Source organism: Amycolatopsis sp. NBC_00355 (genome assembly GCF_036104975.1).
Taxonomy (GTDB): domain Bacteria; phylum Actinomycetota; class Actinomycetes; order Mycobacteriales; family Pseudonocardiaceae; genus Amycolatopsis.
Genome location: NZ_CP107982.1, coordinates 6,927,909 through 6,943,860 on the forward strand (window position 1 = coordinate 6,927,909; position 15,952 = coordinate 6,943,860).

Annotated in this window: 14 protein-coding genes; all 14 read left to right on the forward strand. The window is 70.2% G+C overall.

Features of this window, described 5'->3' with window-relative positions; translation table 11 throughout:
• Positions 1 to 132: 132 nt before the first annotated feature.
• Positions 133 to 1,713 (forward strand): sigma-70 family RNA polymerase sigma factor, encoded by a 1,581-nt coding sequence (locus OHS18_RS31515; protein WP_328613332.1) that lies wholly within the window; start codon positions 133 to 135, stop codon positions 1,711 to 1,713.
• Positions 1,714 to 1,826: 113 nt separating this feature from the next.
• A complete protein-coding gene (locus OHS18_RS31520) occupies positions 1,827 to 2,267 on the forward strand; it encodes a DUF983 domain-containing protein (protein ID WP_328446492.1) in 441 nt (146 codons plus the stop codon).
• Positions 2,268 to 2,306: 39 nt separating this feature from the next.
• The gene (locus OHS18_RS31525) at positions 2,307 to 3,167 is read left to right on the forward strand and encodes an Fpg/Nei family DNA glycosylase (RefSeq protein WP_328446490.1); all 861 of its coding nucleotides are present in this window, start codon (positions 2,307 to 2,309) and stop codon (positions 3,165 to 3,167) included.
• Positions 3,168 to 3,467: 300 nt separating this feature from the next.
• Positions 3,468 to 4,784, forward strand: coding sequence for a histidine kinase (locus OHS18_RS31530; RefSeq protein ID WP_328446488.1), 1,317 nt, complete (start codon positions 3,468 to 3,470; stop codon positions 4,782 to 4,784).
• A gap of 19 nt (positions 4,785 to 4,803) precedes the next feature.
• Positions 4,804 to 5,649 carry a S49 family peptidase gene (locus OHS18_RS31535; RefSeq protein ID WP_328446485.1) on the forward strand — a complete coding sequence of 282 codons (846 nt, stop codon included), beginning with the start codon at positions 4,804 to 4,806 and terminating at the stop codon, positions 5,647 to 5,649.
• Between the two features lie 110 nt (positions 5,650 to 5,759).
• The gene (locus OHS18_RS31540; RefSeq protein WP_442875291.1) at positions 5,760 to 7,301 is read left to right on the forward strand and encodes a long-chain-fatty-acid--CoA ligase; all 1,542 of its coding nucleotides are present in this window, start codon (positions 5,760 to 5,762) and stop codon (positions 7,299 to 7,301) included.
• Position 7,302: 1 nt separating this feature from the next.
• Positions 7,303 to 8,415, forward strand: a complete 1,113-nt coding sequence (locus tag OHS18_RS31545) for a TetR/AcrR family transcriptional regulator (protein WP_328613333.1) — start codon at positions 7,303 to 7,305, stop codon at positions 8,413 to 8,415.
• Between the two features lie 118 nt (positions 8,416 to 8,533).
• Positions 8,534 to 9,946 (forward strand): glycoside hydrolase family 16 protein, encoded by a 1,413-nt coding sequence (locus tag OHS18_RS31550; RefSeq protein WP_328613334.1) that lies wholly within the window; start codon positions 8,534 to 8,536, stop codon positions 9,944 to 9,946.
• Between the two features lie 89 nt (positions 9,947 to 10,035).
• Positions 10,036 to 10,872 (forward strand): LytR/AlgR family response regulator transcription factor, encoded by an 837-nt coding sequence (locus OHS18_RS31555; RefSeq protein WP_328446479.1) that lies wholly within the window; start codon positions 10,036 to 10,038, stop codon positions 10,870 to 10,872.
• 13 nt (positions 10,873 to 10,885) lie between these two features.
• Entirely contained in the window at positions 10,886 to 11,413 is a 528-nt protein-coding gene (locus OHS18_RS31560) for a hypothetical protein (RefSeq protein WP_328446477.1), read from the forward strand.
• Between the two features lie 30 nt (positions 11,414 to 11,443).
• On the forward strand, positions 11,444 to 13,234 hold the full coding sequence (locus OHS18_RS31565; RefSeq protein WP_328613335.1) for a sodium/solute symporter: 1,791 nt from the start codon (positions 11,444 to 11,446) through the stop codon (positions 13,232 to 13,234).
• A gap of 206 nt (positions 13,235 to 13,440) precedes the next feature.
• Positions 13,441 to 13,791, forward strand: coding sequence for a DUF485 domain-containing protein (locus OHS18_RS31570; RefSeq protein ID WP_328446474.1), 351 nt, complete (start codon positions 13,441 to 13,443; stop codon positions 13,789 to 13,791).
• The gene (locus tag OHS18_RS31575) at positions 13,788 to 15,416 is read left to right on the forward strand and encodes a solute symporter family protein (protein ID WP_328613336.1); all 1,629 of its coding nucleotides are present in this window, start codon (positions 13,788 to 13,790) and stop codon (positions 15,414 to 15,416) included. Before OHS18_RS31570 ends, OHS18_RS31575 begins: the two co-directional genes overlap by 4 nt.
• A 174-nt stretch (positions 15,417 to 15,590) precedes the next feature.
• A complete protein-coding gene (locus OHS18_RS31580; protein ID WP_323325508.1) occupies positions 15,591 to 15,950 on the forward strand; it encodes a rhodanese-like domain-containing protein in 360 nt (119 codons plus the stop codon).
• Positions 15,951 to 15,952 lie beyond the last annotated feature (2 nt).

Below are 15,952 nucleotides of genomic sequence, written 5' to 3' on the forward strand. Positions count from 1 at the left end.
GTCCCCCAGTGCCCTGACCCGGTGCTTCGGTGTCACAGCTGGCGTACAAGGGGTGACGACGGCTGATTCCCTCCGTATGGTGTCCCCATTCGACCGAGTGGGGAGACCTTCGGGGAGGAGGTGCCGGGCCGGATGACCGAGCTGGGCACGGTGCCGCCACCAGCGGCCTCGGAATCCGACGAGCAGGCACTGCTGCATCGACTTCGAAACGGCGAGGACGCCGCGTTCGGGGAGCTGTTCGAGCTGCACGCCGCCGCCGTCCGGAGACTCGCGCAGAGCCTGGCGTCCGACCGGTCCGAGGCCGAGGACATCACCGCGGAGACGTTCTTCCGCGTGCTGCAGGCGCTGCGCCGCGGCTCCGGTCCTCGGGACTATGTCCGCGCCTACCTGCTGACCGTCGCCCGCCGGGTGTCCTGGGAGTGGCACGGCGCGCGCCGCGACGTCCCGGTCTCCGACGACGAGCTGACCTTCCGCGCCGGTGCCGGCGCGGACACGCACGCCCGCACGGCCGAGCACACGCTGATCACCACCGCGTTCACCAGCCTGCCCGAGCGCTGGCGGACCGTGCTGTGGCAGACCGAGGTCGAGGGTGAGCAGCCTTCCATGGTCGCCACCCACTTCGGGTTGAGCGCGAACGCCACCGCGGCGCTGGCCCGCCGGGCCCGCCAGGGGCTGCGCGCGGCCTACCTGCAGGCCCACCTTTCGGTGAACCGCGGGCCGGACTCGTGCCGCGCGGTCGTCGAGAAGCTCGGCGGGTTCACCGCGGGCAGTGTCACCGGGGCCGAGGCCGAGCGGATCAAGGCGCACCTGCACGGCTGCCCGTCGTGCCGCGCCACCCAGGACGAACTGCGCGACGTCTGCTCGTCGCTGCGCGCTCACGCCGGTGTGCTGGTGCTGCTGGTGCCGGCCGCAGGGGCCGCGGTCGGCGGCAGCGGGGTGCTGGCCGGGCTCGGCGCCACCGTCAAGGGTGTCCTGGTCGGCTCGAAGGTCAAGATCGGGCTCGCGCTGGCGTCGACCGCGGCCGTGGGCGCGGTCGGCGTTGCCGCCGGGCCGGTGCTGTTCGGTTCGGCGCCGGTGCAGGACGTCGGGCTGACCGGCGGCGCGCCGGAGCTCGTGGTCGTGCCGCCGAGCGGGGCGCACCACCAGCCGCCGCCCCAGCCGCAGCAGGACCCGCGGATCGGCATCGGTGTGCTCAACGGCCGCGGCACCGGGATCGCCATCCCGGGCCGGGCGTCCCGCGGCGGTGGGAACCAGCTCGGCGCGAACGAGCTGCCGAGCGTGCCGGGCGGCGACGCCCCGGCGGGCACCACCACCTCCGCCGGCGACACCGGGAACGGGACCGGCGGGCTCGCCCCGCGTGACGACGAGGAAGCCCCGTCGACCTTCAGCGCCCCCGACCACTCCTCGACGTTGCCGCGGCTCGACACGGAGACGCCGAGCCCGGACCTGACCATCACCGAGTCGAGTGACCCCGACGTGCCGGAGAGCGCCGACGAGCCCGAGCTGTCGCCGACCGGCCGCCCGACGGGTTCGCCGACCGAGACCACCAAGCCCGAGCCGTCCGGCGACGACTCCGCGGCCACGGAACCGTCGGCCGAGCCGTCCACGACGGTGACGCCGACTTCGGGCAAGCCGTGCCCGGGCAGCACCTCGGAAGTCACCGATTCGGGCGAATCACCGGATTCGACGGCGACCGCGTCGGCGGGCTCCTGAACAGCGGTGATCAACTCCGCGTGGCGGGATGTCCGATTCCGCCCTCGCGCGGGCGAGGCCGCGCACGGTACCGTGGTGACGCTCACCCTGCGGGCGGCCCGGGAGGCTACTGAATGAACCGGCTGGTGCGCGGCGAAGACGGCCGCGACTGGGTGGTCCGTGCCCAGATGGAATGGCGGGCACCGGCCACGGCCGACGACTTCGAACACGACGTCGCGGGCACGTACGGTCCGGGCATCGCGATGATCGTGGTGACCGTGCTGCTGGCCGTGATCCTCGTCGTGTGGACCCCGGACCAGGTCAGCGTGCCGGCGTGGGTGCTGCTCGCGCTGCTGCTGGTGATGCTGTTCTTCCCCCTGCGGTGGATCCTGCGCCGGCCGTGGACGGTCGTCGCGGAGACCGAGGGCGACATGACCGGTGACCGGCCGTCCGAGCGCTGGGTCGGCACCATCCGCGGCATGTTCACCGTGCAGGGTGAGGTCAAGAAGATCTCCAAGACCATCCAGCGCCACTCGCTGCCGGACTTCGACGGGCCGCTGCACCCGGTCGAGTAGCCGGTACCGGATTTCGGCCGAAAGGGTGAGACTGAGGGCATGCCCGAGTTACCCGAGGTCGAAGCGCTGGCCCACTACCTGCGTGAGAACGCGGTCGGTCGGACGATCTTCCGGATCGATGTCGCATCGCTGAGCGTGCTGAAGACGGCGACCCCGCCGTGGACCGACCTGCACGGCCGCGAGATCACCCACGCGACCCGGCACGGCAAGCACCTCGACCTCGTCGCCGGTGACCTGCACCTGGTCATCCACCTGGCCCGCGCGGGCTGGCTGCGCTGGTCGGACGGGCTGTCCGCGACGCCGCTCAAGCCGGGCAAGGGCCCGATCTCGCTGCGGGTGCACCTCGAGTCGGCGACCGGGCCGGGGTTCGACCTGACCGAGGCCGGCACGAAGAAGGGCCTCGCGGTGTGGATCGTCAAGGACCCGCAGGAGATTTCGAGCGTCGCCCGCCTCGGCCCGGACGCGCTGGCGCTGGACGCCACCCAGCTGCGGGAGCTGTTCGCCGGGAAGAACACCAGGCTGAAGTGGGCGCTGACCGACCAGTCGCTGATCGCCGGCATCGGCAACGCCTACTCCGACGAGATCATGCACCGCGCGAAGCTCTCGCCGTACGCCACGATCGGCAAGCTCGACGAAGGCGCGCTGGAAGTCCTCGCCGAGGCGATCCACGAGATCGAGGCCGACGCCGTCGAGCGCTCGGTCGGCCAGAAGGCGGCGCGGCTGAAGGGCGAGAAGCGGTCGGGGCTGCGGGTGCACGCCCGCACCGGGCTGCCGTGCCCGGTCTGCGGCGACACGATCCGTGAGATCTCCTTCGCCGACAAGTCGTTCCAGTACTGCCCGACCTGCCAGACCGGCGGCAAGCCGCTGGCCGATCGCCGGATGTCCCGGCTGCTGAAGTAGCGCCGATCCGGTGCGTGACACGCGTGGTCACGACGTCACGCACCGGATTCCCCCATTCGGCGGCAGGTGCTCCGCCGTCGCCGGTCCCCACGCCGGCACCCCTCGGTCGCGGTCCCCGAAACCACGCCCTTCCTGCCGATTTCCCCGGGATCGGCGGAACAGCACAAGCCTCCCGCGCGTTGCTGACTGTGACCATGGGGGCCACCACCCGACTCTTAGTAGGGTCATCCCCACCCTCGGTCGTCACGTTTGAACAGAAAGTGGGATCAGGCCTTGCACCCGGTTGGTCGAGCGCAGAGCATGGACGCCGTGTCCGGGTTTCCGCTTGCGCAGATCGTCCCGTGGGGTCTCGCGGTGCTGCTCGGCATCGTGGTGATCGTGCTGCTGTTCAAGCAGCGGAAGCCGGCCAGCGTCGTCGAGGACGCCATGCTGCAGGCGGTCCACCGGATGTCGAAAGCCGCGCCGAACCTCCGTTCAGGCCTGGACGAGGACGCCGCCGACAAGATCACCACGCAGCTGCTGCAGATGCTCGACTGCGTCGCCGTCGGCATCACCGACAGCGAAGGCACGCTGCTGTCGTGGGACGGCGAGGCGAACGAGCACTACGTCGACCTCGTGGACGCGATCAGCGCGGCCATCCGCAAGCACCGCCGTGAGGTCGTCGCGCACGACCGGATGCCCTGCAACCACCGCGGCACCTGCCGGATGAAGACCGCCGTGATCGTGCCGCTGCTGGTGGAGGGCGAGACCGAGGCGGCGCTGATCGTCGTCGGCCGGACCCGCGGCCGGCTGGTGCAGATGGCCGACGCCGTCGCCCAGTTCGTCTGCACGCAGTTCGAGCTGTCCCGGCTCGACGAGTCGAAGCAGCAGCTGCAGCAGGCCGAGATCAAGGCGCTGCGCGCGCAGATCTCGCCGCACTTCGTCTACAACGCGCTGAACACGATCTCCGCGCTGATCCGCACGGACCCCGAAGAGGCGCGAGAGCTGCTTCAGGACTTCGCCGACTTCACGCGCTACTCGTTCCGCTCGTCGGGCATGTTCACCTCGCTCGCCGAGGAGCTGCGCAACATCGACCGCTACCTGACCATCGAGAACGCCCGCTTCGGCGGCCGGCTCGAGGTCCGGATGAAGATCGCGCCCGAGGTGCTCAGCGTCGTCGTGCCGTTCCTGATCATCCAGCCGCTGGTGGAGAACGCCGTCAAGCACGGCCTGGCCAGCAAGCCCAGCGGCGGCTGCGTCACGGTCATCGCGCAGGACTACGGCACCGAGGCGCTGATCAGCGTCGAGGACGACGGCATCGGCATGGATCCGCGGCGGCTGAAGGACGTCAAGAACGCGCACAGCACCGGCGCGCACGTCGGGCTCGGCAACATCAGCCAGCGCATGCAGCAGGTCTTCGGCAACGACTACGCGGTGATGGTCGAGACCGCGCCCGGCGCCGGCATGAAGGTGACGCTGCGGGTGCCCAAGTTCGTCCCCGGCGTCCGGCCCAACATGCCGGACTACAGCTCGGACGCCGATGCCGACGTCCCCTCGCAGGGCGGTCCGTCGCAGCTCAACAGCGCCGAGGCGAACGGCGTCAACGGCACCCGGTCCGGCATCCTCCCCATGGGCTGACTCCGGCTAGCCTGGCGTCATGAGCGTTACGGACAAGCTGGCTTCGCGGATCCCGGGTCTCGCCGACCGGGTCGAGCGCAAGGACGTCGTGGCCGTGGTGAAGCTGCACGGGGTGATCACGCCGTCGCCGTCCCCGCTGGCCAGGGGCGCGATCAACCTGAACGCGGTCGAGTCCGCGCTGACCCGGGCGTTCGGCCACGAGCGGCTCAAGGCCGTCGCGTTGCTGATCAACTCGCCGGGCGGCGCGCCGACGCAGTCCGGCCTGGTCGCCGAGCGGATCCGGCAGCTGGCCGACGAGAAGGGCGTGCCCGTCCTGGCGTTCTGCGAGGACGTCGCCGCCTCCGGCGGGTACTGGCTGGCCTGCGCGGCCGACGAGATCTACGCGCACCGGACGTCGATGGTCGGCTCGATCGGCGTCATCAGCGGCGGCTTCGGCTTCACCGGGCTGCTGGAGCGTTTCGGCATCGAACGCCGGCTGCACACGGCGGGCGCGAACAAGTCGCGGCTCGACCCGTTCTCGCCGGAAAAGGCCGAAGACGTCGAGTGGCTGAAGAAGATGCACACCCAGCTCCACGACCTGTTCGTGACCTGGGTGAAGGACCGCCGCGGCGACCGGCTGACCGACACCGAGGACCTCTTCACCGGGGACGTCTGGCTCGGCGCGAAGGCCGCGGAGCTGGGCCTGATCGACGGCCTCGGCAGCCTTCGTCAGATCATCACCGAGCGCTACCCGGACGCCGACATCTCGGTCGCCGAACCGAAGCGGCCGCTCCTGGCCCGCCTCGGCATCGGTGCCCCGGCCGCCGCCTCCGCGGTGCTCGACGCCGTGACGCAGAAGGCCGCCTGGTCCCGCTTCGGTCTCTGACCCTCTCCTCCTCGACGGCCCTGGTCGTCGTCGAGGTCTGGCCTTCTAAGTGAATCATCGTTAGGCTATGTGAATCAGCGCTAGGCAACCGGACCGCAAAGGAGCGGCGGATGCACCTCACGCAGACCCTCCACCAGGCCGTGCAGCAGGGACCCGACCGGCCGATGACCGAGTTCGGCGACCGGGTGCGGACCGTCGGCGAGGTCGCCGGCCGGGTCGCCCGGTTCGCCGGGGCGCTCAAGGAACTCGGTGTCGGCGCCGGTGACCGTGTCGGCATCCTCGCCCTCAACTCCGACCGCTACCACGAGTACCTCCTCGCGACGCCGTGGGCGAACGCCGTGCTCAACCCGATCAACATCCGCTGGAGCCCGGCGGAGATCGCCTACTCGCTCACCGAATCCGACACGCGCGTGCTGCTCGTCGACGACGCCTTCGTCCCGATGGTGCCGAAGCTGCGCGAAGCCGGCGTGACCACGGTCGTCCACATCGGAGAGACGCCGACGTCCGGCGGGATGCTGGGTTACGAAGACCTCGTCGCCGGCGCCGATCCGGTCGACGACGCCCGCCGCGGCGGGGACGACCTGCTCGGCGTCTACTACACCGGCGGCACCACGGGCACGCCCAAGGGCGTCATGCTCAGCCACCGCAACCTGCTGACGTCGGCGCTGGGCAGCCTCGCCACCGGCCGGTTCCTCACCGCCCGCGGCAAGCTGCTGCACGCCGCGCCGATGTTCCACCTGGCCGACGGCGCGGCCTGGGCGGCCGGGCAGCTCGTCGGCGCCACGCACGTGATCGTCCCGATGTTCACCCCGGTCGGCGTGCTCGAGGCGATCAGCGGCCGCGGCGTCACGGACACCCTGCTGGTGCCGACGATGATCCAGCTGCTCGTCGACCACCCCGGCGTCACCGAGTACGACCTGACGTCGATGAACCACGTCGTCTACGGCGCTTCGCCGATCTCCGAAGCCGTGCTCGACCGCGCGCGCAAAGTCTTCCCCGGCGCGGGTTTTGTGCAGGCGTACGGCATGACGGAGCTGTCGCCGGTCGCGACGCTGCTGTCGTCGGAGGACCACGACGACCCCGCGCTGCGCCGGGCCGCCGGTCGCGCGGCGCCGCACGCCGAGGTCCGGATCGTCGACGCCGACGACGTCGAGGTGCCGCGCGGCAGCGTGGGCGAGATCGTCTGCCGCGGCGATCACGTGATGCTCGGCTACTGGAACCGGCCGGAGGAGACGGCGACCGCGTTGCGCGGCGGCTGGATGCACACCGGCGACGGCGGTTACATGGACGAGCGCGGGTACGTCTTCGTCGTCGACCGGATCAAGGACATGATCGTGTCCGGCGGCGAGAACGTGTACTCGGCCGAGGTGGAGAACGCGCTCGCGCGGCACCCGTCGGTGGCCGCGTGCGCGGTGATCGGCGTGCCGGACGAGCGGTGGGGCGAGCGGGTGCACGCCGTCGTCGTGCTGCTCGACGGCCGGGACGCGACCGGTGACGAGCTGCGCGACTTCTGCCGCGAAGCGATCGCGGGCTACAAAGTGCCGCGCACGTTCGAGTTCACCGACGCGCTCCCGATGTCCGGCGCGGGCAAGATCCTCAAGCGCGAGCTGCGCAAGCGCCACTGGACCGACGGCGACCGCGGGGTCCACTGAGTTGTCCGCACCCGCTCGCGGCACCCGGCCGCGCAACCGCCGCGCGCTGATCGTGGCCGCGGCCGCCGAGCTGTTCGTCCGCCGCGGCTACCCGCACGTCGCGATGGGCGACATCGCCGACGCCGTCGCGATCGGCCCGTCGGCGCTGTACCGGCACTTCCGCGGCAAGCAGGAGCTGCTCGCCGCGGTGGTCGAAGACGCGTTGACCGCGCTCGCCGTCACCGGCTTCGCCGACCTGGCGGCCGGCGCGCTCGACCGGCGGGACGTCGGGGTCCTGTGGCAGCGCGAGTCCCGCCACCTCGAACCGGCCGAGCGGCACCGCGTCGGCGAGCCCTTGCGGCGGCTGGCGGGGCAGCTCACCGGGCAGCTGCGGGACCGGCGCCGGGAGCTGACCGCCGATCAGGCCGGGCTGCTGGCCTGGTCGGTGCTCGCGGTGCTGGTCAGCGTCTCGTTCCAGCGCGTAGGCCTGCCGCGCCCGGCCTACGACGAGCTGATGACGTCGCTGGCCGGCGCGGTCGCCGACGTCCGGCTCCCGGACCTGGGCGAACGAGCACCGGAGCCGGTCGTCGAGCCCGCGTCCCGGCGGGAACTGCTGCTGACGACCGCGACCCGGCTCTTCGCCGAGCGCGGCTTCCACAGCGTGGCCATCGAGGAGGTCGGCGCGGCGGCCGGGATCGCCGGGCCGAGCGTCTACCACCACTTCGGCAGCAAGGCCGAGCTGCTGCTGACGGCCCTGCGTACCGGGGCCGACGCGCTCGGCGAGGGCTTGCGGACGGCGTCACTGTCCGAGCTGCTGCGGTCGTACGCGGGATACTCGTTGGCCCACCACGACGTCGTCGACCTGCTGATCACCGAGGTCGGGCTGCTGCCGGAACCCGAGCGGCACGAGCTGCGCCGCACCCAGCGCGAGTACGTCGAGGCCTGGGTCCGGCTGCTGCGCGACGTCCACCCGGACTTGGCACGCGTGCGCGTCCAGGCTGCGCTTACGGTGGTCAACGACGTCGCCCGGACGCCGCACCTGCGCGCGCTGCCGGGAGCCGAGGACGCCGTCCACGTCATCGGGTCGGCTTTGCTCGGACTGTCCGATTCGGGTACTTCGGGGCATATTTTGTGACCTGTATCACTCTTGCTTCGTAACGTCCCTGGCGATCACCGAGCTCCGGGAGGTCTCCTCGTCAACGGGCTTTGTTGTGACCCGCAACAAATCCGGATCGACGAGGAGGTCGTCCCCGATGCCCCACCTCTCCCGCACCTCAAGACGGTTGGCCCTCGGTGCCCTGGCCGGCGCCGCGCTCATCGCCATCCCGCTGACTTTGCCCGCGTCGGCGTCCATCCCGCCGCCCGACTCCGGCTGGACGACGGTGTTCGCCGACGACTTCACGGGCGGCTCCGGCGCCTTGCCGTCGGGCTCGAACTGGATCATCGACACCGGCCACGCCTACCCCGGCGGCCCCGGCAACTGGGGCACCGGTGAGATCCAGAACTACACGTCGAGCACGTCCAACCTCGCCCTCGACGGCTCCGGCAACCTCCGCATCACGCCGTTGCGCGACGGCGCGGGCAACTGGACGTCGGCGCGGATCGAAACCCAGCGCACCGACTTCAAGCCGCCGGCGGGCGGGGTGATGCGGATCGAGAGCCGGATCCAGATGCCGAACGTCACCGGCGCCGCCGCGCTCGGTTACTGGCCGGCCTTCTGGGCGCTCGGCGGGCCCTACCGCGGCAACTGGTGGAACTGGCCCGCCATCGGCGAGTTCGACATCATGGAGAACGTCAACGGGATCAACTCCGTCTGGGGCGTCATGCACTGCGGCGTCAACCCCGGCGGCCCGTGCAACGAGACCACCGGCATCGTCAACAACCGGGCCTGCCCGGGCGCGACCTGCCAGGCCGGCTTCCACACCTACCGCTTCGAATGGGACGCGAGCGTCAGCCCGCAGGTGTTCCGCTGGTTCGTCGACGGGCAGCAGTTCCACTCGGTCAGCCAGAACCAGGTCGACGCCACGACGTGGGCCAACATGACCGGCCACGCCGGCTACTTCGTGCTGCTGAACGTCGCCATCGGCGGCGCGTTCCCCAACAACAACTCCGGCACCACGACGCCGGGCGCGGGGATCGTGCCGGGGCACCCGATGGTCGTCGACTACGTCACGGTGAGCACCCGCGGCTCCGGCGGGGGCGGCACGACCACCCCGACGACGCCGCCGACCACGACGACTCCGCCGTCCGGCGGGAGCAGCGCGTACAGCACCATCCAGGCCGAGTCGTACACCCAGCAGAACGGCCTGGCCAAGCAGACGACCACCGACACCGGCGGCGGCCAGAACATCGGCCCGGCGGGCAACGGTGACTGGGCGCTCTACCCGAGCGTTGACTTCGGCAGCAGTGCGGCGACGAACTTCCAGGCGCGCGTGGCGTCCGGTGCCTCGAACGGGGTCAGCGGATTGGTGGAAGTCCGGCTGGACAGCTTGTCCAACGCGCCGATCGGGAGCTTCGCTGTCGGCAGCACGGGCGGTTGGCAGACCTGGCGGACGGTGCCGGCGAACACCAGCGCCGTGACGGGCGTGCACAACGTGTACCTGACGTTCACGAGCGGCCAGCCCGCCGACTTCGTGAACCTCAACTGGTTCACCTTCGTGCATTGATTACGAGGGACCCGCGGGCGGCGCTGTCGCCCGCGGGTCTCTCACTTCAGGCGGACGGGGGCTGGACATTGCACTCGGCAATGGGCAGGATGCGTTTCACTGTGAGTGCTCACGATGACACCCGGAAGCTCGTGGTCCTGGCTGTGGACGACGAGCCTCGAGGTCTGGACGAACTCGTCCACTGCCTGACCAACAGCCCGCACGTGGCGAAGGTGTTCCCGGCGATCGACGCGTCGGAGGCCCTTCGGCTCCTGTCGACCGACGACCCGAGACTACGCGACCGCAAGGAGCGTGGCCTGCCGATCGTCGACGCCGTCTTCGCGGACATCGACATGCCCGGATTGTCCGGGATGGAGATGTCCCGCGTGTTCGCGGCGTTGCGGCCCTCGCCCGCGCTGGTGTTCGTCACCGGGCACGCCGAAGAGGCCGTCAACGCCTTCGACCTCGGCGCCCTGGACTACGTGCTCAAGCCGTACCAGCAGGATCGCCTCGACCGCGCGATCCTGCGTGTCATCGAAAAGCTGGCCTCGGCCGCGGCGCCGGCCCCCGGCGCGGCCGGCGGCGAGCCCGGCGTGAAGAACGACGACGAGGTCATCCCGGTCGAGCTGGCCGGCACCACCAAGCTCATCCCGCGCTCCTCGGTCCGCTGGGTCGAGGCCCAGGGCGACTACGCGCGGTTGTTCACCACCGAAGGCAGCCACCTGGTCCGCATCCCGCTGGCGCAGCTCGAGGAGCGCTGGGAGAAGGCCGGCTTCGTCCGGATCCACCGGTCGTTCCTGGTCGCCCTGCCGCTGATCACCGAGCTGCGGATGGGCCAGGGCGGCTACCAGGTCGTGATCGGCAACGAGGAGAAGGTGCTGCCGGTGAGCCGGCGTCACACTCGCGCGCTGAAGGACCGGCTGGTCGGTTCGGGCCGGAACGGCTGAGCCGGGACCGGTCATGACCGAAGACTTCTACGACCGCCGCGCGAACGGTGTGCGCGAGCCCGATCCGACCCTCGGCCGGCGGCCGCAGCGGCCGTTGCCGCAGCCGACCGAGCGCGCCGTCGTCGAACCGCTGCCCCCGGCCCCGGCGGACGAGCCGCCGAAGCCGGAACACCACGCGAAACCCAAGCGCGAACGCGTGATCCTCAACGACCCGCGGCGCGGCGCCTCCGGCACCCTGAGGGCCCGCGTCGAGCTGGAGGAACAGACCAGCTGGGGGAAGCTGCTCGTCCGGGATCACCTGGTGAAGGTGCAGCTGCGGACGGCGTTGCTGCTGTCCCTGCTGGTCGTCGTCGTGTTCGGCTCGCTGCCGGTGCTGTTCTACCTGCTCCCCGGCTTCTCCCGGCTGACCCTGGCCGGTATCCCGGTGGCCTGGCTGATCCTCGGTGTGCTGCCGTTCCCGTTCCTGTTCGGCGTCGGCCTCTGGTACAACCGGCTGGCCGAGCGCAACGAGCGCGCCTTCGTGGACATGATCGAAAACTAGTTTCGCGCCTCCTCGTGCGAGGATTCCTCCGTGCAGCTGAACCCGTGGGCGTTGACCGGCATCGTGCTGGTCGCCGTGGCGACGTTCTACCTCGGGCACCGCTCGTCGCGGTCGGCCACGAGCACCCACGACTTCCTGGTCGCGCGGCGCACCGTGCGGTCGCGGCGCAACGCCGCCGCCATCTCCGGTGAGTACCTGTCCGCGGCGTCGTTCCTCGGCATCGCCGGGATCGTGCTCAAGGAGGGCGCCGACGCGCTGTGGTTCCCGATCGGCTTCACCGCGGGCTACCTCGCGCTGATGCTCTTCGTCGCCGCGCCGCTGCGGCGCTCCGGCGCGTACACGCTGCCGGACTTCCTGGAGATGCGGCTCGGCTCGATCGGCCTGCGCCGGTTCTCCACGGCGTTCGTCGTGTTCATCGGGATCCTCTACATGGTCCCGCAGCTGCAGGGCGCCGGTCTGACGCTCGCGACGATCCTGCCGGTGCCGGCCTGGGCGGGCGCGGTCGTCGTGATGGTCCTGGTGGCGTTCAACGTGATCGCCGGCGGCATGCGCGCGATCACCGTCGTCCAGGCGTTCCAGTACTGGCTCAAGCTGTTCGCGATCTCGGTGCCCGCGTTCGTGCTGTGCATGGTGTTCTTCTCCGGCGGCGGCCCGGACGGCTTCCGCCCGCTCGGCACGGCCGCGCCGCCGGTGTTCACCACCGACACCACAGTGGACGTCCAGACCGACGTCACCCTGCACGTCACCTCGGACACGTTCCTCTACGCGTACGGCCGCACGGACAACGGCCCGGCCGCCGGGCCGACGCACTGGACCCCGCTGGCGCCGCACACGGTGTCCGAAGGCACCAAGCTGAAGTTCCTGGCCGGCACGCCGGTGCCGGTGGTCACCGACTCCGTCGCCGACAACGGGAACTGGCTGCACCCGGGCTCGGGCAGCCTGACCGACCTGCTCCAGACGTACTCGCTGATCTTCGCGACGTTCCTGGGCACCATGGGCCTGCCGCACGTGCTGGTCCGCTTCTACACCAACCCCGACGGCAAGGCCGCGCGCCGCACCACGGTGCACGTCCTGCTGCTGCTCGGCCTGTTCTACCTGTTCCCGACGCTGCTGGGCGCGCTGTCCCGGATGTACGTGCCGGAGCTGCTGGTCACCGGCAAGACGGACGCGGCGATCCTGCGGTTGCCCTCGGCGATGCTGCCGGGCATCGGTGGTCAGATCCTCGGAGCGGTCACCGCGGCCGGCGCGTTCGCGGCGTTCCTGTCCAGCACGTCCGGTCTGCTGGTGAGCGTCGCCGGGGTGGTGTCGACCGACCTGCTGCCCGGCCGGGTGCGGGACTTCCGCGTGGCGACGGTGCTGGTCGCGCTGTTCCCGATCGGGCTGGCCGTCGCGCTGCGGCCGGAGGACCTCTCGCTGTCGGTGGGGATGACGTTCGCGCTCGCGGCGTCAACTTTCAGCCCGTTGCTGGTACTGGGCATCTGGTGGCGCAAGCTGTCCTGGCCGGGTGCGCTGGCCGGGATGTTCGTCGGCGGCGGGCTGGTGCTGGCCGCGCTGATCGTCAACATCGTCAGCGGGTACACCGGGGGCTGGGCGCCGTGGTTCGCCACCCAGCCGGCGTTGATCACGGTGCCGGTCGCGTTCGTCACGACGTATCTGGTCAGCCGGGTGACCGGGTACGGCCGGCCGGACCACGTGCACGACATCATGCTGCGCCTACACGCTCCGGACCCGCTCGGCTTCATGCACGACCGCGCTGTCGCCCGATTCGGTCAAGCCGAAGAGAAGACCCGGGTCGCCGGTCGGGGACGGCACCGCAAGTAATTCGCTGACTCGCCGTGAGAACGCATTACCCGATCGAGTGATCACCCGTCCGCTAAACGGACATCCCACGCGAATCCCAAGCGGAATTTCTACGCAAGGTCAAGCGCCCGATTGGGGGCTTACCAACTACGCCGTTAACTCTTTACGGTCCGTTGGCTTCAAACAGTACGGACAGTACGAAAAAACGGGAAAGGTGGAGGTCCTCTGTGAGCAGCACCGAGGAAGACGTCGGTGGCGCGGAGTCGCAGACAGATTGGGAGAGGATCCAGGAAAGCCCCGAGTTCACCGGCCTGCGCCGGAGGTTGCGCGTCTTCGTGTTCCCGATGACGGCGTTGTTCCTGCTCTGGTACCTGCTCTACGTCCTGCTCGCCGACTACGCGCACGCGTTCATGAGCACGAAGTTGTTCGGCAACATCACGGTCGGGCTGGTCTTCGGCCTGCTGCAGTTCGTGTCGACGTTCGTCATCACCGGGCTGTATGTGCGCTACGCCAACCGGAAGCTCGACCCGGTGGCCGACAAGATCCGCGCGAGCATCGAAGGAGAGCCCGGCCGATGAACCTCGCCGCGGGCGTGGAGGGTTCCAACTCCACCCTCAACATCATCATCTTCCTGGTCTTCGTCGCGATCACGCTGGTGATCGTGTTCCGGGCCAGCCGCAACACCAAGACGGCGTCCGACTACTACGCCGCCGGGCGAGCGTTCACCGGCCCGCAGAACGGCATCGCGATTTCCGGTGACTATCTTTCGGCGGCGTCGTTCCTCGGCATCGCGGGCGCGATCGCGGTCAACGGCTACGACGGTTTCCTCTATTCGATCGGCTTCCTGGTCGCCTGGCTCGTCGCGCTGCTGCTGGTCGCGGAACTGCTGCGCAACACCGGCAAGTTCACGATGGGCGACGTGCTCGCGTTCCGGATGAAACAACGTCCGGTGCGCGCCGCGGCGGCCGTCTCGACGCTGGCCGTCTCGTTCTTCTACCTGCTCGCGCAGATGGCGGGCGCGGGTGGTCTGGTCAACCTGCTGCTCGGCATCGACAGCGAGCTCGGGCAGGACCTGGTGATCGCCGTGGTCGGCGTGATCATGATCCTGTACGTCTTGATCGGCGGCATGAAGGGCACCACCTGGGTGCAGATCATCAAGGCCGCGCTGCTGATCATCGGCGCGTTCGCGATGACGTTGTGGGTGCTGGGGAAGTACGGCTTCAACCTGTCCGACCTGTTCCAGGCCGCCGTCGACAAGGGCGGCAAGGGCGGCGCGGCGTTGCTCGACCCGGGCAAGCAGTACGGCAAGAACGGCACGACGAAGCTGGACTTCCTGTCGCTCGGCGTCGCGCTGGTGCTGGGCACGGCCGGCCTGCCGCACGTCCTGATGCGCTTCTACACCGTCCCCACGGCCAAGGACGCGCGGCGCTCGGTGGTCTGGGCCATCGTGCTGATCGGCATCTTCTACCTGTTCACGCTGGTGCTGGGCTACGGCGCGGGCGCGATCGTCGGGCCGGAGAAGATCGCGAAGGCTCCCGGCACGACGAACTCCGCGGCGCCGCTGCTGGCGCTGGAACTGGGCGGCCCGGTGCTGCTCGGATTCATCTCCGCGGTCGCGTTCGCCACGATCCTCGCGGTGGTGGCCGGCCTGACGATCACGGCGTCGGCGTCCTTCGCGCACGACGTCTACGCCAACGTGATCAAGAAGGGTGCGGTCTCCACGGGCGGCGAGGTCCGGGTCGCCCGGATCACCGCGCTGGTGATCGGCGCGCTCGCGATCCTCGGCGGCATCCTGGCGAAGACGCAGAACGTCGCGTTCCTCGTGGCGCTGGCGTTCGCGGTGGCGGCGTCGGCGAACCTGCCGACGATCCTCTACTCGCTGTTCTGGAAGCGGTTCAACACCCAGGGCGCGCTGTGGTCGATCTACGGCGGGCTGGTCGTGACGATCGTGCTGATCGTGTTCTCGCCGGCGGTCTCCGGGAAGCCGGTGGACGCCAAGACCGGCAAGAGCGCGTCGATGCTCCAGGGCGTCGACTTCCACTGGTTCCCGCTCGACAACCCGGGCCTGTTCTCGATCCCGATCGCGTTCTTCCTCGGCTGGCTGGGCACCGTCCTGTCGAAGGAACACAACAAGAAGAAGTACGCCGAGATGGAGGTCCGGGCCCTGACGGGCGCGGGCGCCGAAAAAGCCGTCTCGCACTAGCTCCACCTCACGAAGGGCCTTCCGCACTGGCGTGCGGAAGGCCCTTCGCCGTGTCGACCTCCCAATTTTCTGCCGTGCCGATTCAGATAGGAACGGCCCGTTCGCGTCCCTTCCGTCGCGAACGGACCGTTCGTACGCACACCTCACACGCGGGCAACGCCCCGACGTGGCAGCATGGTCAACGTGGTGAGCCCTGCTGAACTGCCGACCGCCGAGGTCCGCGACCTGCCCCAAGACGGCCTCGTACTGCTCGACGTCCGCGAGGACGACGAGTGGGCCGCCGGGCACGCGCCCGGCGCCGTGCACATCCCGATGGGGGAGCTCCCGGCCCGCGTCGGCGAACTGACCGACCTGCCCGACGACCAGCCGATCCACGTGATCTGCCGCAGCGGCGGCCGGTCCGCCCGCGCGACAGCGTGGCTGAACCAGAGCGGCTGGGACGCGGTGAACGTCGCCGGCGGCATGGGCGCGTGGCACCGCGAAGGGCGGCCGATGGTCGGCGAGCACCCCGGCATCGATCCCGAAGTGATCTAGCC

Coding starts and splice junctions, on each gene's coding strand:
- OHS18_RS31525 (WP_328446490.1), top strand. CDS start 2,307: ATGCCCGAGTTACCCGAGGTCGAAGCGCTGGCCCACTACCTGCGTGAG.
- OHS18_RS31555 (WP_328446479.1), top strand. CDS start 10,036: ATGCGTTTCACTGTGAGTGCTCACGATGACACCCGGAAGCTCGTGGTC.
- OHS18_RS31580 (WP_323325508.1), top strand. CDS start 15,591: ATGGTCAACGTGGTGAGCCCTGCTGAACTGCCGACCGCCGAGGTCCGC.
- OHS18_RS31530 (WP_328446488.1), top strand. CDS start 3,468: ATGGACGCCGTGTCCGGGTTTCCGCTTGCGCAGATCGTCCCGTGGGGT.
- OHS18_RS31560 (WP_328446477.1), top strand. CDS start 10,886: ATGACCGAAGACTTCTACGACCGCCGCGCGAACGGTGTGCGCGAGCCC.
- OHS18_RS31520 (WP_328446492.1), top strand. CDS start 1,827: ATGAACCGGCTGGTGCGCGGCGAAGACGGCCGCGACTGGGTGGTCCGT.
- OHS18_RS31515 (WP_328613332.1), top strand. CDS start 133: ATGACCGAGCTGGGCACGGTGCCGCCACCAGCGGCCTCGGAATCCGAC.
- OHS18_RS31540 (WP_442875291.1), top strand. CDS start 5,760: ATGCACCTCACGCAGACCCTCCACCAGGCCGTGCAGCAGGGACCCGAC.
- OHS18_RS31550 (WP_328613334.1), top strand. CDS start 8,534: ATGCCCCACCTCTCCCGCACCTCAAGACGGTTGGCCCTCGGTGCCCTG.
- OHS18_RS31535 (WP_328446485.1), top strand. CDS start 4,804: ATGAGCGTTACGGACAAGCTGGCTTCGCGGATCCCGGGTCTCGCCGAC.
- OHS18_RS31575 (WP_328613336.1), top strand. CDS start 13,788: ATGAACCTCGCCGCGGGCGTGGAGGGTTCCAACTCCACCCTCAACATC.